The sequence below is a fragment of the Ancalomicrobiaceae bacterium S20 genome (genome assembly GCA_040269895.1).
GTDB classification, from domain to species: Bacteria; Pseudomonadota; Alphaproteobacteria; order Rhizobiales; family Ancalomicrobiaceae; genus Methyloraptor; species Methyloraptor flagellatus.
The window spans coordinates 1,198,151-1,222,577 of record CP158568.1; the positions used below are offsets into that span (position 1 = coordinate 1,198,151).

A 24,427-nucleotide genomic window follows, 5' to 3' on the forward strand; every position below is an offset into this window, starting at 1 on the left:
CGGCCTTGTGAACGAAACCATCGTCGCTGCGGGGGATTGAGACCGCTGAGGCAGCGACGAGGGACGGACCATGGCGGAGCACAATCCGAGATCGACCCAGAGCCGGCGCGAATTCCTGACCGTGGCTGCCGGCACCTGTGCCGCGCCATTGGCCTATGCGGCGACGCCCACGGCGGCGGCCGCCGACACATCCGCTGCGGCGACGGGGAAGGGCGGGGCCGACGCGATCGAAACGGTCGCCCTGCCGGTCAACGGACAGCTCCATCGTCTGGCGCTCGATCCGCGGACGACCCTGCTCGACGCCCTGCGCGACCATATCGGCCTGACCGGCACCAAGAAGGGCTGTGATCACGGTCAGTGCGGCGCCTGCACGGTTCATATCGACGGCCATCGGGCGCTGTCCTGCATGACCTTCGCGGTGATGGCCGAGGGCCGCGCGGTGACGACGATCGAGGGGCTCGCGGAGCCCGGTGGACGCCTGCATCCCATGCAGCAGGCCTTCGTCGATCACGACGCCTTCCAGTGCGGCTACTGCACGCCCGGGCAGATCATGTCCGCCATCGCGTGCATCAAGGAGGGCCATGCGTCCTCCGAGGCCGACATCCGCGAATTCATGAGCGGCAACCTGTGCCGCTGCGCCGCCTATCCGAACATCGTCGCCGCGATCATGCAGGCGCGGGCCGAGATGCAGGAGCTCTGAGTCATGGAGCGCTTCGATTACACGCGCGCCGAGTCCGTCGAGACGGCCTCCCGCAATGCCGCCATGTCAGCGGATGCCGGTGCCTCTCCGGTGATGGCCGCCACGCAGTACATTGCGGGCGGCACGAACATGACCGACTACATGAAGCTCGGCGTGATGCGGCCGACCCGCCTCGTCGACCTCAATCCGCTGGCTCTCCAGGGCATGGCACGGATCGAGGCCGGACCGCACGGGTTGCGGCTCGGCGCGCTGGTGCGGATGGCCGAGGCGCAGGACCATGCCGCGATCCGGCGCGACTATCCTGTTATCGCGCAGTCGCTGATGCTCGCGGCGAGCCAGCAGATCCGCAACATGGCGAGCCTCGGCGGCAATGTCCTGCAGCGGACGCGGTGCGAGTATTTTCGCGAGACGTCCTGGCCCTGCAACAAGCGCGATCCCGGTTCGGGGTGCGCGGCGATGGACGGCGTGAACCGGCAGCACGCCGTTCTCGGCACCTCGGACGCCTGTATCGCGACCTATCACGGCGACTTCGCCCAGGCCCTGATCGCGCTCGATGCCGCCGTCGACGTGACCGGTCCGGCCGGGCGGCGGACGCTGCCGTTCGCGGCACTCCATCGGCAACCGGGCGACAGCCCGCATGTCGAGACCGTCCTCGCGCCCGGCGACGTGATCACCGCGATCACCGTGCCCGCCGGTTCCTGGACCCGCCGATCCCGCTACGTGAAGGTTCGCGACCGCGACTCCTACGCTTTCGCGCTCGCCTCGGCCGCCGTCGCGCTGGACCTCGACGGCGACACGGTTCGCCATGCCCGGATCGGGCTCGGCGGTGTCGCGACGGTTCCGTGGCGCGCCCGGGAGGCGGAGAGCGCCCTCGAAGGGCGCCGGCTCGACGAGGCGGTCGCCCGCGAGGCCGCGCGGATCGCTTTCGCCGGCGCGCGGGCACGCGAACACAACGCCTACAAGATCCCGCTCGGCCAGCGCACGCTCGTCCGCGCCCTGCTCGAAACCCGCGACATGGAGATCTGAGCCGTGACCATTGCCGCTCCCGAGCCGAAGGAAAACCAGGGCCGTCCCGAACCGCGCGTCGACGCGCGCCTGAAGGTGACCGGCGAAGCCCGCTATCCGGCGGACTTCGCGCTGCCGAACCTCGCCCACGCGGTGCTGGTGACGAGTTCCATCGCACGCGGCACCGTCACCGCAGTCCACAAGGAGGCGGCGCTGGCCGTCCCCGGCGTTCTGGACGTGCTGACCTATGGCGACGCCGACGCACTGGAGAACCCGACCTTCGGCAATGGGAACATGACGTCGGTACAACCGCTCAAGAAGCGCCGGATCGAGCATGACGGCCAGATCGTCGCTCTGGTGGTCGCCGACACGTTCGAGGCCGCATCCGAGGGGGCCTCGAAGGTCCGGGTCGAGTACCGGCCCGAGCCGGCGAGCGCGACGCTGGAGTCCGAGGGCACCGAGGTCATCCCGGCGGTCGGCAACACGCAGAACCACAAGGAGGACGCCTCGGTCGGCGACTTCGCCGGTGCTTTCGAGAGAGCGCCGGTCAAGCTCGAGGCCGAGTATCGGACGCCCGCCCAGCATCACAATCCGATCGAGCTGTTCTCGACCACGGCGGTCTGGCACGACGGCGATCTGACTGTCTACGAGCCGAGCCAGTCGGTTCACGGTCACAAGAACGCTCTCGCCAAACAGCTCCGTATCGATCCGGCACGGGTGCGGGTGGTCAGTCCGTTCGTCGGCGGCGCGTTCGGTTCCAAGGGGCCGCTGTCGCCGCGCGCGACGATCGTCGCACTCGCGGCCCAGAAGCTGAACCGGCCGGTGCGCTGCGTCGTCAGCCGCATGCAGGCGTTCACGACCCAGACCTATCGCGCGGAGACGCGGCATCGCATCCAGATGGGTGCCACGCCCAACGGCCGCGTGGTCGCTTTTTCCCACGAGGGCTGGGAACTGACCTCCCGGCCGGACAACTACGTCGTCGGCGGCACGGACGCGACCACCCGCATCTACGATTGGGGCGCGGTGCAGTCGAAGGTCAGCCTGGTCAAGGCCGACCGCCAGACGCCGGGCTACATGCGCTCGCCGCCCGAGGTGCCCTATGTCTTCGCGCTCGAAAGCGCGCTCGACGAGCTGGCTGAGAAGCTCGGCATGGACCCGATCGAGCTCAGGCGCGTCAACGACACCATGGCCGAGCCGATCAAGAAATCGCCGTTCACCAGCCGGTCGCTGATGGCCTGTTTCGACGAAGCGGCGAAGGCATTCGACTGGTCGCGCCGCCGGCCGACGCCGGGGGCGACGCGGAACGGCGACTGGCTGGTCGGCTACGGCTGCGCGACGACCTACTATCCGAGCAACACGGCCGCTTCGACCGCGCGGGTTCGCTTTTCGCCCGACGGCAAGGTGGTCGTCCAGACGGCCAGTCACGAGATCGGCACCGGTGTCCGCACCGTCGCCGCGCAGATGGCGGCCGAACGGCTCGGCGTGGACGTTACGGCGGTCGCGGTCGAGATGGGCGACACGTCGCTCCCGCCCGCGCCGGTCGCGGGCGGATCGAATTCCACCGCGAGCGTCTGCTCGACCGTGCTGAAGGCCTGCGACGCGATCCGCGCGCGCGTGTTCAAGGCCGTGGCCGAGATCAACGACAGTCCGGTCGCAGGCCGGGCGGCATCCGAGCTCGACCTTCAGAAGGGTGAGGTGGTCGCGGGGAACGGCGCCCGCGCGAAACTGGCCGATCTGCTGCGCAAGGCCGGCGTCGGAGTGATCGAGGAATATGCCGAGTTCATACCCGAGGGAGGCGCGCCGGATGCGATCGCGAAGCTCTATCAGGGCCAGACCAGCATGTCCGGCGGCTCGCACGGCAAGAAGATGATGTTTGCCTTCGGTGCCGAATTCGTCGAGGTGCACATTCACCGGCTGACCCGCGAGATCCGCGTGCCGCGCCTCGTCGGCGCCTTCGCCGCCGGGCGGATCATGAACACGCGCACGGCCCGCAGCCAGCTCATGGGCGGCCTGATCTGGGGCATGAGTTCGGCCCTGCACGAGGCGACCGAGATCGATCCGCGCAACGCCCGCATCGTCAACCGCGACCTGCAGGACTATCTGGTGCCGGTCAACGCCGACGCGCGCGACGTCGAGGTGCTCATGCTCTCGGAGGTCGATCGGGAGGTGAACCCGGCCGGGGTCAAGGGCCTCGGAGAACTGGGCAATGTCGGCACCAATGCCGCGATCGCCAACGCCGTCTACAACGCGACCGGCAAGCGGATCCGCCGTCTGCCGATCCGGGTGGAGGATCTGCTGGCCTGAGCGCGGTGCGGGCGGGGGCCGCGGCAACGCGCCGCCCCTTCATCTCGCCGGACCGGTCCCGACCTCAGACGGGGTGGGTCAGGTTCTGCAGGTTCAACAGCGCCTGCGCCGCGGCGGGCTGGGACATGTCCGGGTCCGCATAGGTGTAGACCAGCACATCCATGACCCATTGCGCCGGCGCCGTGGCGGAGATGCCCATCGCGACCGCGTTCGCCTGGATCGTCGCCGCCAGCTTCTCGCAGAAGCTGCCGTCGGTCAGTTGCCAGTCGGTCGAGACGTCGAAGGCATAGACCGGCAGGAGCACGAGCGGATTGCGATAGGCGAGCGGCGTCTTGGTCGGGTCGCTGGTCCCGTCCGCCGACTGCCAATACGAGACGCCGATCCGCATGTCGCGCTTCGAGCCCGGCAAGACCGCGGTCTGCGCGGCGAGCAGGGTTTCGAAGAACGCCGACAGCGCTTCGGCCAGCGTCTGCCCGGCCTGGCTCGACATCGGCTCCGGGCTGCTCCGGACGATCAGCGGCGTGATCTGGGTCGGGAACATGGCCGGCGGCGTCTTGTAGACGAAGGCCGGGTTGATCGTCTGGCCCTGCAGGAGATTGGCGTTGCGCGAGATGTAGGAGCTGCCCCACGCGTCCTGCAGCAGCAGCGCGTTGAGGCGGAAGTAGTCGAAGCTGAGCGACAGCGGCGACGCCAGATACGCGGTCTCGTCCGGCAGATCGAACGACAGGCGCGTGCCCATCTGGAGGCCGCCGAGCCACGTCCCGGCATATTGCACGCCGGGCCAGAGCAGCTGGCGCCAGACTTGGACGGCATAGGGGGCCTTGTCGGTGTTCTGCTGGAGCAGACGGTAGGTCTGCGGGGCCACGACCGACACGCCGCCGAACGACTGTTCGCCATTCTCGTCGAACAGCAGCCAATCGGTGTTGGTCGCGGGCGAACCGGGGGTCTTCAGCGTCAGGTTCGTCTCCGTGCCGAGGCCGAAGCCGTTGGCGGCGAACAAAGTGGCGAGCCCGGCGGGCACCGTTCCCCCGTTGAGGGCGGCAATGTCGGCAGCGGTCGCCTGATACTGGAACAGGAAGTCGTCGGGCGGGGTCGCGAAGTCGATCGTCTGGCCCTTCCGCTCCAGAATGACCGTCGTGTAGTAGGGAGGCGCCCCCTGCGACAGCAAGGACATGCGGTAGTCGTAGGTCCGTTGCGGCAGACCCCTGACCATGGCGAGCTGTCGGGACTGGACCCAGGCCGCCTCGACGAGCCGGGTCAGTTCCGCCAGCGCGGCGATCGCCTTGCGCTCCGTCGGCCCCGCGGTTCCGCCCTGAATGTCCGGAACGCGACTGAGATCCGCCGAGATCGCCGGCCAGACGACCGAGAATGCGGCGAGCGCCTGGATGACCGCGATGGTCTTTGGGGTGTCGGCGGCCGCGTTGGAGTCGGTGCTGTTCTGGTTGAACAGGATCGACAGGGTCAGCTCGTCCTGTGCCGCGAACTGGCGGTCGACCGTGAAGTCGTAGTTCCATTGCGCCAGCGTCTTGGTCGGATCGTCGCTGGTCGCCGGTGGGGTGGCGCTCTGGCCCGAGATCAGCGCCGGATTCGGATAGCCGCGCAGCGGGATCGGAACCTGCACCGTGCCGATGTCGCCGTCCGTGGCCGGCGCGTCGGCGAGCGGGATGATGAACGACAGCCAGGACGAGCTCTTGTAGCCTTGGATACCGGCCACGGAATGGATGTCGAATTCGACCTGGTTGACCTGGTAGTCGAGCGACAGGATCGCGGACTTCTGGATCGCCGGGTCCTTGACGCTCAGCAGGCTGGTCAGCTTCGAGGCCGTCGAGGAGAGCGGCGCCTTGGCGGTCGTGAAGCCGAGCTGCGGCACGACCTGCAGGCCGTGCGGCGGGTCGTTCGGGTTCAGCTGGTAGCTTCCGGCCTCGCTGCCGGCATCGACGGCGCCGATCGCGCGGGCGAAGGCGTCCATGCCGCCGAAACGGGCCGCGATGGCGGTCAGCGTGTCGGTCGCCGCCGGCGTGTCGGAGACCGTCCCGAGCGTGACGGTCGAGCCTGGCGCGAAGAAGCCGGTACGATCGGCATTGGCGAGCAGCAGGCCGGGGATGTCGGTATCCATCCAGCCCGCGGCGAGCGTGACGGTGCCGAGATCCTTCGGAACGCGGAACGCCGTCACGTTGATCGCGGTGGCGCCTAGGAACAGCGACGGATCGCTCGCCGAGAGCGTCATCGTCTCGGCCAGCGTGGCGACGGTCGTTCCGAGCTTGCCCGCGAGTGTCGCGACCGTGTCGCTCGCCAGCGTCGTCGTGGACTTGCCGTTCGCCGTCGCGGTGAGGCTCGGCCGGATGATGCTCGGCATGTCGGCGATCACCTCGGCGAGGTAGACCACCGAGACACCGGCCATGGCGGCGAGCGGGGCGAAGGGATGCGCGGGATCGACCCAGCCCTGCGGCTGGTCGATGTCGGCGGGCGTCGTCAGCGTGCCGACGACGATCTTGCCCGACAGGTTCGGCTGGTTCGCCGGATCGCCGCTCGCGCCGCCCCCTTTGACGGTCACGTCGGTCTGCACCAGCGTCTGGACGGAATAGGCGCTCGACAGCGTGACGAGAAGCTGTTGCTGCATCGCCTCGATCGCTTCACCGAGCCCGTCGTCGTCGCCCGCCACGATCGGCTGGACCGTGCCGGCCTGACCCGCGGCGATGTTGGCCTTGGCGGCGATGATCTGGGCGACCGACGCGGCGGTGACCGCGTCCGTCGCCGCGGGCACCGCGTAGGCCGGCGACAGCATGAGGTCGACGGCTGCCAGGAAGCTCTGGTTCCACTGGTCGGGATCGGCGGAGCGGAAATCCCGTGTCTGATTCGCCGGCCAGGTCAGTCCAGACGAACTGTCGTAGCTCGGCACGGCGATCCGGTTGCCGTCCCAGGCCTTGGTCGTCAGCGGCGGGATGGCGAAATACCTGAGGTTCGACTGGACGTCGTAGGTGAAGCCGGTGCCGGTCTCGCTGAAATTGACCACCCACAACGTCTTGCCGCCGGCGCCGGTGCTGCCGCCGCCGGTCGCGGTCGCCGCCTTGAGCGACGGCGCGTCGAGCGCGGATGCGCCCTGGATGCGGTCGGGTCCGGTCGCGAGCTTGAGGCCAGGGAACGCCGCTTCGAAGTCCGCCGCGAAGCTCTGGAGCGACCGGGTGTCGGTGGTCGCCGTCGCCGCGAAAGGCTGTGCCGGGACGGCCGTCCAGTTCGACACGACGCCCGGCGCGTTGAGGAAGCCGGGCGCGACGCAGTCGGGATCGCGGCTGAGCGTCAGCATCACACCGAGGTCGAGGATCGCCGGCGCATAGGCCGCGGTCACCGTGGCATCGATGGCGAGCGCCAGGGGCGGGGCGAACAGCGTTCGCGGCTTCGGCGTCAGGTTCGCGGCCGCATCGCCCACCTCGGCGACCGAAACCGGCGTGCCGGAGCGCGATGCGTTGATGCGCGCGGTGAGGAGCGCGAAGGTGTCGTTCGGCCGGATGTCGACCGTCGTGCCGTCGACCTCGATCTGGCCGCTCGACGGCAGCAGAGCGGGCAGGGTTGCGCAGGCTGCCGCCAGCGTGCCGGTGTCGAAGCCGTACTTCGCCGCGACCGCGGCCCAGGTCGCGGTGCCGTCGGTCGCGGGCGGCGGCGTGACCACCGCCGCGCGGGGCGCGAGAATACCCTGCAAGTCGGCTGCCGCGGTCGAGAACGCCGCAACGTCGAGCCCGAGCGCGGCCGCGACGCTGGCGATCGTCGAGGCCGGCGTCGGCGTGACGGTCCGGCCGTTCAAGCTGATCGGCGTGCCGTTGAACAGGCCCGGAACCGCGGCGTCGCGCTCGCCGAGCGCGGCGACCGACCAGCCGGGGAACTTGTTCGCGATCGATCCCAGCGTGTCGGATTGCTGGATCGCATAGAGGGCGGTCGCAAGACCGCCAACATCGGCGACGAACGGGATCGCCAAGGCGGCGTCGGCGACGAAGGCGAGGCCCTTGTTGTCGGCGAGAATGGCGCCCGCCGTCGTGCCGTTCGCGAGTGCGAGGCTTGACAGCGTGTCGCCGAGCGCGATCGCGATGGTCTCATCGGCGACGAACAGGGCCGTCCCGATCGGCCACAGGCCGGGGACTTCGGCGTTGCCGAGCAGCATCTGCTCGGCCGGCGTGCCCGATTGGCCGGGCGGCGGGCCGAAGTCCTGCGCCAGCGAGGCGAGCGTGTCGAGCGTATCGACCGTGATCACGCTTGCGACCGTGAGCCTGGCTGCGGCCGGGAAGAGACCGTCGAGATACTGGTTCGCGACGGCGGTCTCGATCACCGTGACCGGGGCGCCGGTCGCCGTGCTGAACGCCGCCGCCGCGTCCGTCAGCGTCTGGCCCTCGGCGACCGTGAAGGTGGCGCTGCCGTAGCCCAGCGTGAGGCCGGTCGTGAGCGGGACCTTCGCATTGCTGGTCGCGAGGCCCGGCACGCCGCCGGGGCCGTCGGGCATCTGACTGCCGACCTGCTGCGCGATGGCCGATAGCGACGGACTGCTCGTGGTCGGGACGGTGTAGACGCGGTCCGCGGTCGCGACCAGTACGCCGCCGGCGAGCGGCACGGCGCTGTTCCGGTCGGCGAGTTGCGCCACGGTGATCGGGATCCGCGAGCGCGTCGCAATTGCCTGCGCCGTGTCGCCCGATCCGGTCACGTAGTCGTAGGGGACGCTCAGCGCCGCGCCCTGGCCCCACAACAGATCGGCGCGCGCGAAGGCGTTGATCTTGCCGAGGCTCGCGAGGGGGACGTCGAAACCGGTCTGCGGATCGGTCAACGCGGCCAGATCGGCGAAGCTGGTGCCGGGGCCGAGCGTGACGATCTCCGGATAGAGCGTCGATGCCCCGGTCAGGAACACGTAGGCCGCGTTGGCGACGCCGAGCAGGGCCTGCCGGGCCGCGAGCCCGACCGCGGCCGGGTCGCTCAAGGCACCGAGCGAGGTCGTGATGCAGCCGGTGACGTCGCTCTGCTGCAGCTGGTAGGACGCGGTCTGATACTGCAGCGCCGCCTTGCCGGCGCGCTTTGCCGCCGCCGTCGGATCCTTCGGGCTCGGTACGCCGGCGGGCATGTCGAGGGCTGCGTCGTCGGGCAGGAACTGGCCCGCGGCAACGGTCATCGCGACATGGAGATTGCCGGCATCGGCCGCTGCGAAGCGGTAGGACAAGGTCGCGGACGGCCAGGACGACGGCGACGACACCGGGTCCGTGTAGCCCACGGCCTGTTGGAGCGGAGGCAGCACGGAATTCAGCGTGCGGTTGCCGAGCACGTCCTGGAGCGCGAGCTCGATCGTGGCGCTCGCGCCCTTGCCGATGCCGGCATAGGGGTTCGACGCCGGCGGCGGCAGTCCGAGGCAGTCGATCGCGTCGTTGTGCTTCGCGAAGGCGACCAGCGAGAAGACCTGCTGGTAGCTCCACGGGGTGCCGACAGGCGCGTCCGCCGGGGTGGTCGGGCCGGCCGGCAGGCCCTCGTTGCTCTCCCCGTAGGCCGCGGTCGTCGCGAGCTGGAAGCCGAGCAGGTTGAACAGCGTGCCGAGCGCCTGCTGCGGCGTCTCGGCCGCGGGGTCGGTCGCCTGCGGGTCGTTGCGTGCGACCGTGAAGCCGATGTTGCCGGGCGGCAGGTTGGCGCCGAGCACGAGGAGATCGTCGTCGACGGCGATCGTCGTGCCGGCGGCCAGGATCGCCGCATCGGCATTGTCCTGAGCGAGCGTCGACAGATCGACCGAATGGGCGCGGGCGACGCTCGCGAACGTATCGTTCGCCCGGATCGTGTAGGCGGGCTGGCCGGGGATGGTCATGGTCGCCCCGACCGCGAGCAGCGGCGTCGCGTTCTCGTTCAGCGCGGCGAGCGACTGCGGATCGAGGAAATCGTAGAGCGCCGCGATCGACGCCAGCGTGTCGCCGGCCGCCACGATACGCACCGGGCTTCCGGCGAGTTGCAGCAGCGCGGCGGGCTGGAGCAGGCCGGTCTGGTTGCCGATCTGCTGCCCGAGCGCCGCCGGCGTGAGGCCCGCGCGCAAGGCCAGCGCCCCGAACGTATCGGCCGGCAGCACGGTCTGGCCCGCGGCCTGCGCGCCGGGAACCATCGTGCCGAGGATCGTCTGGTTGATCGAGCACAGGGCGCCGGCGTCGAGGCCGAGATAGCCGTAGGCCGCGGCGATCGAGGCGAGCGTGTCGCCGGCGGCGATCGTGTGCGTCACCGCCTGGAAGGCGAGACTGTACGCGCTCGCATCGACGGCCTCGCCGACCAGCAGACCATTGTTGAACGACCGGGCGAGCGGATCGCCCGCCGCCTGATCGTCCAGCACAACGACGATCTGGATCGTCGCCTGCTGGCCGACCGAGAACAGCGTGCCGGGCAGGCCGAGCTGTCCGTCCTGAAGGGCGTAGTTCAGATAGTAGCCGCCGGTCTTCACGACGCTCAGTTCCCACAGCATCTGCAGGAACCCGAGCCCATCGGCCGGCTCGAGCGTTGCGATCGGCGCCTCGGTGAGCGTCGTGTTGCGAACCGCGAGCCGCCGGCCGGTCGCGCTCACCGTCTCCGCGCCATGGCTCTCGGTGGAGAGATTGGTCTTGATCAGGAAGGTCTCGGCGCGGTTCAGCGCGTCGGAGACCACCGTTCCCTCGGCGTCGACGGAGGACTGATCGGGGTAGGCGAGGTAGATCGTCGGCGTCGTCCCGCTGCTCTGGACGTGGCTCCACAGGGCGAGCAGCCGCGCCGTGCCTGCCTGATCCGCGCCGAGCACGACGTAGGTGCCCTCGGCCGCGTTCGGCGGGATCTCGACGTCGATGTCGATGATGGTCGTCCACCGCGTCGCCGACAGCGTGGCGTAGGTGACCGAACCGTCGGCCTGCGTGGTCCCGATCGCCGCCTGATAGGGCAGGCTGCCGGTCGCGCTCGCCGCCAAGGCGTCGTTCAGGGCGTTCGGGATCGACCAGATCGTGGTCTTCGAGAGCTTCTGCTGGGCGGGCGTGAGGCCCGCCGGGACGTCGGGCGAATTCCATGCGATCAGCGACGACGGCGGTTGCCGATCGGGACTGTAGGCATAGATCGGCGTCGGCTGGATCGATGTGATGCCGTTGTCGAGCGTGAGCGTCTCGAAGGCTTCGATCCGTGCGATCTCGTCGGCGTCGAGCGGCATGACCAGCGTGCCGCCCGGCAGCGACAGCCAGGCCGGATCGCCGTTGAGGGAGAGCGTGAAGCCGTAGTTCGGCGCGAGAGGCACGGTGACCGGGGACTCCTGTCCGATCAGCGCATAGAGCGGATAGGCCGTGTCCGGCGACGGGGCCGGCTCGCCGGCGAACTGGGGCGCCGGCAGACGCAGCCCGTTCAGCATGAAGCGCGACGTCATGTTGAGCGCGTCGGTGAACGATCCCGAGGTCGCCATCGCGTCGACCAGCGCCTGGAAGTTCATGCCCGGAATGGCTTTGACCTCGAGCGTCACGCCGTCGGCGTCGAACAGGCCCGGGGTCAGGGCGATGCGCGCAGCGAGTTGATCGATCGACAGGTCGTAGTTCGACGCGATCGAGCCGAAGCTGTCGCCGGCGGTGATCGTGTGCCGGACATCGGCGACCGTCAGCGCGGCGCGCGGCGCGAGCAGCGTCGTCTGGCTCCAGACGTCGCCGGGCAGGGCCGCGAGCGTCGCGAGCGGGACGCCATACTGGCGGGTCAGGTTCGCGAGCGAACTGAAATAGGGGACGGTGATCCAGGTGCCGGCCGCCAGCGCCTTGTCGGCATCAAGGCCGCCATTCCATTGCTGCAGGCTCTGAACGGCCGCCTTCTGCGTCGCCGGATCGGCCGCGAAATAGGTTTCGGCGATCGATGTCAGCGTGTCGCCCTGGCGGGCGGTGTAGGTGAAGAGATAGCTCGCGCTCGTCACCGGCGACACGGCCGGCAGGACCGCGGCCTGCCCGGCGGTGAGCGCGATCCGCGGATTGTTGTCGAGCAGCGCGGCCAGCGTCGCGGCCGGATAGGTCGTCGCGATCTTGGCGACCGTGTCGCCGGGCTGCGTCACATAATCGGCGTTTGCCTTGTCGGGGACCGGGATCGACAGCGTCTGGCCCGAAACCAGCACCAGCCCCGGGTTGGCCTTGTCGAAGGCTTCCGGATCGATCGGCGTCGCCTGGCCGTACCAGTAGGCGAGGAGCCCCTGGAAGGAGTCGCCGTCGCGGGTCGTGGTCGCGAGCGTGCCGAGCGGGATCGTCTGGCCGGCGGCGAGCAGGGTCTGGCTCTCGGCATTCGCCGTCATCAGGTCGAGCAGTGGCACGCCGAAGCGGCTTGCCAGCGCCGCGAGCGAGTCGGTGCTCTGCGCGGTGAGGTCGATTTCGCCGAGCGACAGCGCGGTGCCTGTCTGGAGGATCGTGGCATCGCCCTGGTTGGCGACGACAAGGCCGGTGACCGTCAGCGCGAGCGGGATCAGCAGCACGGTGCCGGCGGGCAGGGTCTGGAACGACACGGCCGGATTGGCCGCCTCCAGTGCCGCGACCGAGATGCCGTAGGCCTGCGCGATCGACGCGGCCGTCTCGCCCTGCAGGACGTCGTGGAGCACGCGGGTTCCGGGAATGGCGAGCTTGGTGCCGGGCTGCAGCGCGCCGAAGTCGACCGATGGGTTGGCCTGTTCGATCTCGGTCGCTCCGAGGCCGAAGCAGGCGGACAGACCGGCGAGTGAATCGCCGGCGATCGTGGTGTAGGTCACCGCCGTGGCGGGCACGAACACGGTCTCGCCGGGGCTCGGTGCCGCGACGGCGTATTGGGGGTTGGCGTCGACGAGCGCACTTGCGGTCAGGCCGAACAGCGCGGCGATGCCGTCCAGCGTATCGCCGGCGCGGACCGTGTAATCGTTGTTGAAGCGATTGACGACGCTGGTCGGGGTGGCTGCGCCGACCTCGGTCTTCGACAGCGCGAGGTCGTAATCGCCGAGCAGCGTCGTGGCGGTCTGGACCAGATTCTGGCACAGCATCAGGAAGTAGTAGCGGAACACGAAGACCGCCAGCGTGTCTTCTTCCGGCGCTGCCGCCTTCAGGGCGGACGTGTCGCGCGCCGCGAACTCAGCCGCCAGCGAGGCGAAATAGGCCTGGATCTGTTCCTCGTAATTCCCGACCGGCCGCCGGTCGGCCCAGAACTGGATCGAATAGCCCGGCACGCTCATCTCGATCTCGGGCGGGATCGGCAGGATCGCGGCCGGAATCTCGCTGCTGTCCGGACCGGTCGGCCGCGGCGTGATCTCGAACACGATGCCGTTGGACGTGAAGACGGTCTGAAGGGCCTGATACGAGAACACCGCGTCGGCGACGCCCGGCTGCTTCAGGGCGTCCTCGACCTCGGAGAGCAGCGCGGCGGAGACCGACGGGTGCGCATGGCCGAGCGCGTCGACGACCCACTCGAGCAGGAAGCTCATCAGCACGTTGGCGCCGAAGCTCGGGTCGCTCGACGTCTCGATTCCCGTCAGCAGCGCCATCACCGGCCCGTCGGTGCCGGTCTCCGCCGGCCCGCCCGGGAACCCGAAGTCGGTGTCGAGGGCCTGCGATATCAAGGGGACGGCGGTGACCGCGACCGTGGTCGTGGCGGCCGTCAGACGGGCTGTGGCGCTGAAGCGGCTCTGGCGATGCAGCAGCGGGCCGCGGCGCGCCAGCGACCGGGCGGGGCGGGCGCGCATGCGGGCGTAGGGCGGATGGCGCAGCAGTGCCGACGGCCGGCTGGCGCGGAACTGGTTGCTGCCGAGCGTCGGCGATTGGCCGGTGTTGTCGACGATCCAGGGTGTGGCCTGGTCCGAGCCGATCGTGAAGCTCTCCGTGATCGTGGCGCTGAAGTGGAACGAGATGCGCACGAACAGGATCTTGATGCTGACCTTGACGGTCACGCCGGCGCTGATCGCGATCAGCACCGACTTGTAGCTCTGCGCGTCGAGCGTTACCGAGGCGTAGACCGTGAGGCTGACGCTCGCCTGGATGATGCCGAAGTCGACGGTGGCATAGACGATGCCGACCACGGCGACCGTGCCGGTGATGCGGAAGAAGCGTTCCGACGGCAGGTTCTGCTGGGCCGGATTGAACCAGGCCAGCACACCTTGCAGCATGCCACCGACCGTGATGCTGATCCCGCCCGACAGAATGCCGATCGAGATCGTCTTGCCGACGCCGACCTGCAGCGCGAAGCCCAGTTCGAGCACCGGGCTGAACGAGCCGTTGGTGATCTTGGGCACCGAGGTCGAGGTCTGACCGTCGAGCAGCGCGAAGTAGAAGCCGCCGTAGCCGATGAACGGGAACACCTGCACCGAGAACGACCGCGAGAAGTCGGTCAGGCTCGGCGGGAAGCCCGCGTCGATCCGGAAGTTGCCGTTCGTGTAGATGTCGATCGTGATGACCGGCAGCGTGATCGAAACCTCGCCGAACTCCAGATGCCGCATCGCGTCCGGCAGCGTGAGCTCGATGTGGAAGACGCCGAGATTGTCGGCGATCTTGCGATAGAGGATCTCGAACTTGAGCCCGGCGAAGATGCCGGCCTTGGCGCCGGACAGCTTGATCAGCAGGCCGTAGAGGTTCGGATCGTTGAAGATCACGCTGAGATCGACCGTCGACATCGCGGTGAAGCGCGTGCCGATCAGCCAGGAACTGCCGGCGTCGTAGGTCAGTCCGGGCAGCTGCGTCGCCGGATTCTGGGTCGGGTTGCCGGTCGGCACCATCGCCTTCTCGAGCGCCGTGATCACGCCTTCCATCGTCTTCGGCATCTCGCCGCGCAAGGTCATGTGCTGGCCGAGGCCGAGGTATTCGAGGTCGAAGACCTGCGTTCCCGAGCCCGGCACGACCGGCGGTGCTTCGTTGAGCGGATCCCATGTCAGCGGGTTCGCACCGTTCTTGCCGTAGTCCTGACCGAGGAAGTTGCCCGTCAGTTGCAGGCTGAACTTCGCCGCGCCGTACTGGCGCGTGTAGACGAGCTTGAAGTTCTCGATGTCGATGAACCCGAGGTTCGTCGACATGGCGATGTCGACCTCGATCACCTTGGTGTTGAGGTGGACTTTGACGGTGAGGTTGGGCAGCCCGATCTTCTGCAGCAGATCCCAGGGCGACGACAGGCTGATCGCCTTGCCGGGCTCCGCGAAGGACAGGAGGAAGATGAACAGGTCGCCGACCGTGCTGTTGTCCAGGCTGATCGCGACATAAGGGTCGGTCGCGTCCTTGTGGTAGGTGATCGTCAGCTGCCGATAGGAGAACGAGATGTCGGTGGTGGTCGGGCTGAAGACGTAGGAGACCTTGAGGATCAGGTTGTTGATGTCGAGTTCGCCGATCACCGCGCCCGAATAGGTCACCGGGCCGTTCGCGCTGGCGCGGTGCGACTGCAGGCTGAAGTCGCCGGTGATCGTGACCGGCAGGATGTCCATGACCCATTGGACCCGGGCCTGGAGGGCATAGGTGCTCTGGGAGGAATCGAACGTGCAGGAGAGCGCCAGCAGGTTGATCTGCGGCAGGGCCTGGCACGGGAACGGCAGCAGCGCCTTGACGATGTCGGTCAGGTTGACGGACTCGGCATTCAGGCTGCCGTTGAAGATCCAGCCGCCGCTGCTCGACGTGGTCATGGCCGAGATCCGCAAGGGCAGGCCGAGGAACACGACGTCGGCGGCGATCGCGACCGATGAGGTCGACGAGGTCTGGTTGACCGACAGGTAGAGGTTCTGCAGCGCGATGGCGGTCACGCCCGGCACCAGGGCGATCGACCAGCCGTCGGAGGCCTGGATCGCGCCGTCGAACCGATAGGTCATGTCGTAGGGCGACAGCGTCAGGCTGAGCGTCTCGACCGTCAGTCCGCTCTGCGGCAACGCCGGCAGTCCGGGAATGATGCCGATCAGTTCGCTGACGTCGAACGTCGCGGCGTTGTAGGCCTGGATGGTACCGCCCGGCAGCGCGAAGGTGGTGGTGCAGCCGAGGTTGGATTTGCCGTTGAGCTCGAAGGTGCCGCGGAAAACGACCGAGAACTGGTTTGGAAGGTCGAGCCAGAACGTCACCGCGATGCCGGTGAGGTCGGCGAGATTGAGCGGCAGCAGGGGGATGGTCGTCTTCGCCGAGACGGTGATGCTCGTGAAGGCGGTCACGCTGCCGTTCGCGGTGAGACCGACCCGCACCGAGGTCAGGGCGAACACGTTGCCGATCGGAAACCGGCTCGGCACGAGATTGGCCAGTTGCTGGCCGAGGAACAGCGGCGCCAGTTGCGACAGGTCGGTCACCGACGCCGAATAGGCGCTGGTCTCGAAGGTCGGGCTGAACGGGGTCGCCAGCGGCAGGGCGAGCGTGAGCGGAATGGTGCCGTCGCCGAGGCCGTCGACGTGGATTTCGCCCAGGACCGCGCCGGAGCCGCCCGTCGTCGCGTTCGACGCGAGCGTGTAGGCGAGGCGCAGCGGCAGCAGGCCGGCTTCCACGGTCGCGGTCTGCCAGCCGGTGGCGAACTGGAACGTCGGCGGGACCGTGTCGGGGGCGCTCCAGCCGGTGATCGGACCGGCGAGGCTGCCCGGGGTCTTGCTCCAGAGCCCGGCGATCGTCGGATCGGGAACGGGAACGCCGCTGAACGCCATGGTCGGGCCGGCGGTCGCGGAGGCCACATCGAGCACGGCGGTGCTGAAGATCTGCGCGCCGGCGGCGTTCTCCGGATCGGTGACGAGGCTCGGAAACGCGCGCGCCAGCACGGCGCCGGACGGCAGATCGACCGCCACCGCGAGCTCCGCCACGCCCTGGGCATCGACCGTGAAGGTCGCCGTCACGGTCGTATCGGAGAACACGCGCACGACCGTCGTCGCGGCGACGATCGTGCCGGACATGGTGATCGCCGTGTCGGTCACCAGGAAGTGGTCGATCGCGACGACCAGTTGCTTCAGCGGGAACAGGACCGGGTCGCCGAGCAGCGCCGTGATCGGTGCCGAGCCGAGCTGGTTGTCGGCCGGCAGATCGAGCTTGGTGTCGTCCCGGCTCAGGTAGCCGTCGGCATAGAGGGCGGCGAGCAGGTCCTGGAGGGTCATGGAACGTCTCCTCCGGCCCGCTCGGTCGCGGCGAGGCGAGCGAGGCTCTTCATGGTCTTCGAGCCGCCGGTGCTGCCGTTCTTCACATAGGCCGCGTACCAGCCGAGCGCCCCGCTGGTCTCGGCGTTGGGATTGCCGAACATGACCATGTTGATCTGGCCGTTCGGCGGGAACGTCAGGCTGAAGAACTTCAGCGCGATGTTGCTGAACTGCAGGATGTAGGTCGGCGCCTGCACCACGAAGGTCACGTCGCCGAAGGCGAGACTGAGCACGCCTTCGAGCGAGATCGCGCGCTGGCCGCCGCTGACGCCGGGCAGGCCGAGGCCGATGTAGACCGTCGGCGTGGTCAGGTTGGGAGCCCAGCCGAGCAGCAGGCGGGCGGTGAAGCCGATCTCGGCGGCGAGCGCGCCGGGCGAGCCGAGGTCCATGTCGAACTGCAGGCCGAACCAGGGCGCCGTGAGCTGGCTGCCCTGCAGGGGCGAGTCGACCGGCATGTAGCCCATCGAGTCCGGCGTATCGGATCCGGTCGCCTGGACGAGGCCGGTCAGCTTCAGCGGAAAATGGGCGACCAGCGAGCTGAGCCGCGTCAGGCTCGCCGCCGGGTCGAGCGCGATCTGCCCGGCGTCGAAGGTGAAGGTCTTGTAGCTCGGCGTCGCCTGATCGAAGTCCATGTCGATGGCGAGATTGCTGAACGCCAGACCCGGCCCGACGCCGTTGGCCTGCACGACCGCGGTCTCTGGCCCGTAGGAGAACAGGTCGAAGCCGGACTGCGGCAGGAACGACAGCGAGCCGGTGATCTGGAACTGCGAGGTGACCTCGGCGGTCGTGTCGTCGTCGCTGAGCGTGACGAAGCTCGCCTGGGTGACGAGCACCTGGTAGAGCACCTGGCTCGTCATCTGGAACACGGTCGAGCCGGTGGTCACGAAACTGTAGGAGCCGAGGCCGCCGGTGTTCTGATAGGTGCCTTGCAGGACGAGCACATTGTCCGGCGCATTGCGCTGGGTGCAGGGCTCGCCGAAGAGCTGGTTGACCAGCAGATTGATGGTGCTCGAGAACGAGACGATTTCGGAGTTCGCGATCAGGACCTTGAGCAGGCTGACCTTGTACATGTAGGGGTCCGAGCCGACGAGCGGCGCGTCGTCCTGATAGTTGATCAGGCCGAACGCCGAGCTCGCTTCCGCGACATAGGCGTTCGTGCCGGTCTTGATCGGCGTCGTGGTGATACCGAGGTGGTGGGCCTGGAACCGCGACGGATCGATGCCGGCGGCGATCCCTTCCATCTGCGGCGGCAGGCCGGAGAGCGGTACCAGCGCATTGAGCGCCAGGATGCCGTTCCAGTTCGGATCCTGCATGACCGTCTCGACGAAATAGCCGAAATCCAGGTCGCCCTTGCCATTGTCATAGCTGGCCGCGGCATCCTTCAGGATGGCCGCGAGCATCTGCTGGGTCGCGGCCTTCGAGGGATTGAACGAGTCGGGCTGCGTCCACTGGCTGGTGTCCTCGACGAGCTGCGTCAGCTGCTTGGAGCAGAACTTGAAGATCAGGATCGTCTTGTGGTCGACCCAGCGCCACGGCGACAGGTCGAACTCCCAACCCGCGACGAACAGACTGAACTCCCCGCAATAGGCGCGGATCGTCGTGTGCCACGACGCGAACTGCGCGTCGGTCAGCACCTGGTGAAGGCTCGCGTCCATCGCCGCTTCGCCGGGCCAACGGATCGTATAGGTCGGCGCGGTGAGCAGCGATTGCAGCGCTGTGATCACGCTCGGGTCGGAGATGACGGTCGCGAGCTGATTCAGCCGCTCCTGATTGAGCCGGTAAGCGATATCGGCGTCGCTCATGAACAGATCGGCGCCGGTGGCGACGAGGAACAGCTGATTGGTCTGCAGGGCGGACTGCAGATCGCCCGTGACGGTGTTCAGCACGACGGCGCCGTCGCGATTGGCCGGGATCGACGCGGTGGCCGAGACCGCGAGCGTCAGTTGCGCCCAGTCGGTCGCCGAGGCGCCGAACTGCAGCAACAGACCTTGCGGCGTGGTGCCGTAGGGCGGGCTCGGCACCGTGGCGCCCGAGAACGCGCGCGCGCCGGTGCGGGCGGTCGCGGCTGTGACCGCCTTCTGCAACAGGTTGCGGCGGGCCGGCGACCAGACCTGAGCCTCGAACTGGGCGATGTCGTCGCGCGTCAGGCCGCTGCCCATGGCGGCTTTCGCATAAGGCAGCAGCGGCGTCGGCGGCGCCGATCCGGCGTCGACCCGGCCCAGCTCGAGCGGCAGGAACGTCAGCATGTCGGTGCTGCCCTGGAACAGCACGGAGCCGTCCGGCTGCGCCGAATAGGCGCTGGTCTGCGGGTTCTTGACCTGGACCCAGGCCGTGCGCCCGGCCGCCGAGAGCGGGCCGAAGACGCGGCCGTTGTCCTTGCCGGCGCTCTTCAGCGTTTGCGCGAAGGCCATCTGGTCGGGAACGAACGTGAGCGTGGTACCCGCCGCGAGGCTCAGATATTCGACCGCCGACAGGCCGCACATCAGCTGCGCGGTCAGATCCGGCACGGCGGAGCCCGCATCCGCCACGGCGCTCCGCGCCGGCGCCGCGACCGAGAAGTCGCCGCTCGGAACCAGATAGAGGATCTGGTTCGACGGCAGCACGACCGGTTTTCCCTGCGCATCGACGGCGGTCAGCCGCTCGTTGAACACCAGGGCGCTGGAGGGCGTGACGCTGATCGAGAGCGGCGCACCGACCGGATTTCGGTAGGTCGAGGGGAGGGTGAGCTCATCGCCGAAGCCGAAGAAGGAGCGGGCATGATCGAGCGGCGCCAACGGATCGATGACGGCGTCGAGCGGCGTTCCGCCGACGCCGGAGAGGTCGAAGACCGGATGGAGCGCGGTGTTGGTGTTGCCGCCGCCGACCGGCGCCGTGAAGGTGCGCAGCCCGACGTCGAACGCGGTCGCGACCGTCTGGTCGAGCGTGATCCCGAAGTCGAGACATCCCGCCCGCTGAGGCGCCCCGAGGATCGACAGGCTCGCCGCGCCGGTCATCGGCACCTGCACCGGCTGGCGCTGGCCGAACGGCGTCACGGCCAGCGAATTGGCGGTGGTGCCGCCGGGGGTGATGGTAAGCGCGGTCCCGTCGCCGCTTGCCGCGACGGTCGCGCCGAGCGGCAGCGAAATCGCGAAGTTGGCGAAATCGATCTGGGCGGTGCGGATCAGTGCGAGATCGGGCCGCGGCGCATAGGCGACCCAGCCGGTCAGCCCCGAGGCCGGCTGGCCGGCGTTGGTGAACCAGACGAGGAGCGCACCGGCGCGGGCCGGATTGGCGAAATAGGTCTCAGCCGCGCGCTCGAACGCCGGGATGTCGGCGTCCGCGACGCCGGCCAGCATCACGAACCAGCCGGGATAGAGCGAGAGCGCGTCGACAAGGCCAAACGTGTCGGGCGTCGATGTCCCCGTTGGCAACAGATAGGCGGCACGCACCGGCTCGGCGCCACGGTCGGACGGAACGAACAGCTGTGATCCGGCGGCGAAGCGAGCGAGCGTGGCCATGGCGTCACTTCTCCGGTGCCGCGACGCCGGTCGCGGTCAGGCCGTCCTTGTCGGCCTTCAAGACGATCCTGGTCGAGTAGAGGAGATTGTGCTGCGCATCGAGAATGGTCGCCGGATTGCCGTCGACGTAGGACGTATAGCAATAGATCTCTACGTTTCCGGACCCGTCGGCCTGGAGCGTATAGGGAGAGGAGCCGCCGAAGTTCGGCGCCATTTCGATGAAGCCGTTCGGGATGGGCTGGTCCTTCTGGTCGGTCACCGTGATCGTGATGGACCGCAGGAACTGCTGATTGTTCCACGATGCGGGGGGAAGCTCGAACGGCTGCGCTGTCTTGCGGTCGATCGCCAGATAGCTCTGGAGAAAAGGCGTGTAGGTCGTCGTGACCAGGTAGGTGGTCAACGGGTCCAGCGTATACGGCAGCGCGACGCTCGCGCTCCAGAGCTTGCTGCTCTGGTTGTAGCTCAGCGTCACGGCGGACGTGACCTCGAGCACGGATGAGCCGACGTTGTAGGTGATCGTGACGACCGGCGGCTCGTCGGACTCGGCGCCGTCGGCACCCGTGACGTCATATTGCTGGGTCGACGGGTTCCAGCACTTGTCCGGGACCAGGAAATTGTAGTCGGCGCGGGCGGCCGCGGTGCCGGCGAGAAGGATGGTCATGCCGAGGATGGCTGCAGTCTTCATTGGACGGTGACCTCCGCCTGGACGCCGAGATGGTCCGACACGGTCTGACGCCAAGTCGGCCAGTCGGTCTGGTTCAACGGTACGAGCTGGACGTTCGAGATGGTGACGCCGTGGCCGCCGTTGACGGTATTGTAGAGGATGTGGTCGTAGGGGCTGCTCGCGCCGCCCGCGCGCGTCAGGCTGGTCGCGATGTTGGTCGGCAGCCCGGCCGCGTTCTGTCCCGCCAGCCATGAGAAGCCGCTGTCGACGACCCCGGCGCTGTTGGTCACCGGCAGGTTCCAGTCACCCGCGATCAAGGTTGGCCAGCCGCCGGTCGGCGGCTGGTCCGACCCGACCGCCGTGGTCCTGAGGATCTGAAAGAAGGCTCCGGCCTTGGTGGCTTCGTCCCGCCGCCCTGTGATGGTCTTGCCGAAGACCGAATGCATGTTCCCGACCCAGATCAGGAACGTGCCGCCGGTTGACGGCTGGCGCGTGACCTTGAACAGCATGGCGGTCGGCGGGCGCATGAAATCGCTTTGGGATGCGAAGTTGTAGTAGTTTGCGTATTCAATTTTAGGATGTGCGCCTGACTGCGTGCTCCGCCAGAGAAATCCATAATATTCCTTGTAGGACGTCGTTCCGTACGGCCCGAACGACTTGAACGTGAAATCGGCCGGCACTGAGGCGCAGGGATAGGCCGAGGTCATCAGTTCCTGGATCACGATGATGTCGACGTCGGCCGCCTTGGTCGCGAGCGCCTGGCACTTCTGCGCGGTCTTGCTGCCCTGGCCGAAGCGCAGCAGGTTCTGCGACAGGAGCACGAAGTCGGCCGACCACGCCGGCCATCCGCCGAGACCGAGCAGGGCGACCAGCACCACCGATATCAGGAGACGGGGACGCTGCGGCATGCGCGTGGCCTCGGCATCAGGGATATTGGGTGGAGAGCACATCGCCCTTCACCAGCGGCACGTCGTAGGAATCGCCGAGCGGGCCGGTCGGGACGGCCTGCTGGGACGAGGTCAGGAACTGGAAATTCGCCGGCGTGTAGCTGCTGCTCTGCGCGGATACCGGAATGTCGGCCGCCTGCGTCCAGCGCTGCAGCACGACGCCCAGGCTGGTGACGATCGTGTTGTTGCCGTTGAACTGGAAGGGCGCGGGGTCGGCGACCTGCTGGATCACGTTGCGGACGGTCGAACCGAGCGGGACCGTGATCGCCTGCTTGTTGAGCACGATCGGCAGTTCGGGGATCAGCGCGACGCGGCCGTTGAACAGGATGCTGACGATCGGATTGTTGCCGGCGGACGCCTTGGTGCACCCGTTGTTGCCGGCGAGGACGTCGGCGGTGGCGGCGTCGAGGTCGATGAACGTGTCGGCGCCGAGGATGCGCGCGCTGAGATTGGCGGAGCTGCCCTGGTTGTCGACATTGCCGGAGCCCGACAGCGTCGAGGGCAGCACGACGCGCCAATGCCGTCGTGCGTTGCCCTGCACGCTCCAGTCAAGCGGGCCGGCGGCGTAGATCGGGCAGGTCGGAGCCGGGTTGAGCGTGTATCCCGGGACGAGCCCGGCGAGGAATGTCTCGAGCGCGAGCGTCATGTCGGGACGCTGGGAGACCACGTAGCGGCTGGTGCCGCTGTTGACGAAGGCGTTGTAGGCGTTGCCCTGGCCGCCGGGCGCATCGCAGTACTGGTAGCCCGCCCACTCAGCCCGCAACACCATGCCGGGCAGCAGATCGAAGCTCTGATTCAGGGCATTGAAGTTGTAGAGATAGGGCAGGATCTCGTCGAAGCGCAGCGGCATGTTGGTCGCGACGCGGTTGAGCAGGATCTGGGTTCCGCCAGGGATCAGACCGCCGGTCGCGGCCGTTGCCGCGGTGACCTCCAGAGCTTCGACCTGCGAGCGGAAAATGTTGAAGTATTGGGCGAGCTTCACGCGTGTGCCGGTGTCGGCGCTCCAGACGTAGGCGGCAGCGACGGAAATCTTGGCGAAGTAGAGATTGGTCGTGAACCCGGCCGGGGTCCAGCTCAGCGAGAAGGCGGGTTGCGCCGTCGTCGTCGCGATGCCTGGGGTGCTGGCTGTCGTGTTGGCCGCCGCCAGCGCGCCGATGTAGATCACCAGCGGCTTGTTGATGTCGATCGCGGTCCCCGAAGGTGGCATCAGGTACGGGCCGACTGCGGCCCCTGCGGGCGCGCCGGGCGGAAAGGTCGTGGCGATGGTATAGGAGGTTGACATCGCGTAGACCTGCCGGCTTGAGCCCGTCGAAAACTAGAGCGGGGTCACGATGAACAGTGTTGTCGCGTCATTGCTGAGGTTGTTGTAGGTGCTGTAGGTCATCGTCAGCGAATTGCTGTTCGCCGATGCGACCGCCGAGAGGCCCTGGCCGTTCGGCCAGATCCAACTCATGGTGAGCTGGCCGCCGTCGGCGGGATAAAAGCTCAGCGTGCCCGCGACCTCGCCGAAGGCGTTGTCGGCGGCATTGACGGCGGTGAGAACGCCACCCGGACCGAGCGGGGAACCGTCGACCGGCGGTGGCTTGAGCCAGTAGCCCGCGGTCAGCACCGCGGTCGCCAGCGTCAACGAGATCGGACTGCTGTTGGTGACCGATACGGTCACGGTCTTGCCGTTCGAGGTTCGCACCACCTCGATCGTCGCGGCCAGAGTTTCGGTCTCGCACATCGAACCGCCCCTGCGCCGGAGTGGAGGCCGGCGCACCGCGACCGGTGCGCCGGGAGCGAGATCGGGTCAGAGCGACCCGACCGCAGCGTCGACCGCGGCCTTGAACGCGCCGGCGTTGGTGATCACGACCTGCAGCGTGGCGAAATTGGTCTGGGTGCCGGTGATCTGGTTGGAGACACCGATCCCGGTCAGGCTCTGGGACGTCACCGAGCTGCTGTAGCCCGATCCCGAGGCCCAGCCCCACCCGATGGTGATCGATCCGCCCGAGGAGGGGTACAGCACGATCGTGCCGCCGAGAGCGGAGAACGTGTCGCCCGTGCCGTTGACGAAGTTGGTCGGCGCGCCGCCGGGAGTGATCGACTGACCCGGAACCGGCGCCGGATCCCAGGTGCCGCCGGTCAGGGTGCCGTAGGCGACGTTCACGGTGGCACCGCTGGCGTCTTGGATCGAAAGAGTAATCGAACGGGCGAAAGCCATTTCCCCGATTCCTTCTAAGGGCCGGTTTACTCGGGTAA

10 protein-coding genes are annotated in these 24,427 nt (G+C 68.1%); 3 read left to right on the forward strand and 7 right to left on the reverse strand.

Features of this window, described 5'->3' with window-relative positions; genetic code table 11:
• Positions 1-70: 70 nt before the first annotated feature.
• From ABS361_05710 to ABS361_05720, 3 genes are read left to right on the forward strand one after another with little or no spacing between them, the layout of a single operon-like run.
• Positions 71-700 carry a (2Fe-2S)-binding protein gene (locus ABS361_05710; protein ID XBY45761.1) on the forward strand — a complete coding sequence of 210 codons (630 nt, stop codon included), beginning with the start codon at positions 71-73 and terminating at the stop codon, positions 698-700.
• A gap of 3 nt (positions 701-703) precedes the next feature.
• A complete protein-coding gene (locus ABS361_05715) occupies positions 704-1,726 on the forward strand; it encodes a xanthine dehydrogenase family protein subunit M (protein ID XBY45762.1) in 1,023 nt (340 codons plus the stop codon).
• A gap of 3 nt (positions 1,727-1,729) precedes the next feature.
• On the forward strand, positions 1,730-4,009 hold the full coding sequence (locus tag ABS361_05720) for a xanthine dehydrogenase family protein molybdopterin-binding subunit (GenBank protein ID XBY45763.1): 2,280 nt from the start codon (positions 1,730-1,732) through the stop codon (positions 4,007-4,009).
• A 64-nt stretch (positions 4,010-4,073) separates the two neighbouring features.
• Here ABS361_05720 and ABS361_05725 read toward each other — a convergent pair whose 3' ends face one another.
• From ABS361_05725 to ABS361_05755, 7 genes are all read right to left on the reverse strand, one after another.
• Positions 4,074-17,039, reverse strand: a complete 12,966-nt coding sequence (locus ABS361_05725) for a LysM peptidoglycan-binding domain-containing protein (GenBank protein ID XBY45764.1) — start codon at positions 17,037-17,039, stop codon at positions 4,074-4,076.
• Positions 17,036-20,575, reverse strand: coding sequence for a hypothetical protein (locus ABS361_05730; GenBank protein ID XBY45765.1), 3,540 nt, complete (start codon positions 20,573-20,575; stop codon positions 17,036-17,038). Before ABS361_05730 ends, ABS361_05725 begins: the two co-directional genes overlap by 4 nt.
• 4 nt (positions 20,576-20,579) lie before the next feature.
• A complete protein-coding gene (locus ABS361_05735; GenBank protein ID XBY45766.1) occupies positions 20,580-21,260 on the reverse strand; it encodes a hypothetical protein in 681 nt (226 codons plus the stop codon).
• On the reverse strand, positions 21,257-22,147 hold the full coding sequence (locus ABS361_05740) for a hypothetical protein (GenBank protein ID XBY45767.1): 891 nt from the start codon (positions 22,145-22,147) through the stop codon (positions 21,257-21,259). Before ABS361_05740 ends, ABS361_05735 begins: the two co-directional genes overlap by 4 nt.
• A 16-nt stretch (positions 22,148-22,163) precedes the next feature.
• Complete coding sequence (locus tag ABS361_05745; GenBank protein XBY45768.1) at positions 22,164-23,468, reverse strand: hypothetical protein; 1,305 nt, start codon at positions 23,466-23,468, stop codon at positions 22,164-22,166.
• Positions 23,469-23,501: 33 nt separating this feature from the next.
• A complete protein-coding gene (locus ABS361_05750; GenBank protein XBY45769.1) occupies positions 23,502-23,912 on the reverse strand; it encodes a hypothetical protein in 411 nt (136 codons plus the stop codon).
• Positions 23,913-23,978: 66 nt separating this feature from the next.
• The gene (locus ABS361_05755; protein ID XBY45770.1) at positions 23,979-24,389 is read right to left on the reverse strand and encodes a hypothetical protein; all 411 of its coding nucleotides are present in this window, start codon (positions 24,387-24,389) and stop codon (positions 23,979-23,981) included.
• Positions 24,390-24,427: the final 38 nt, after the last annotated feature.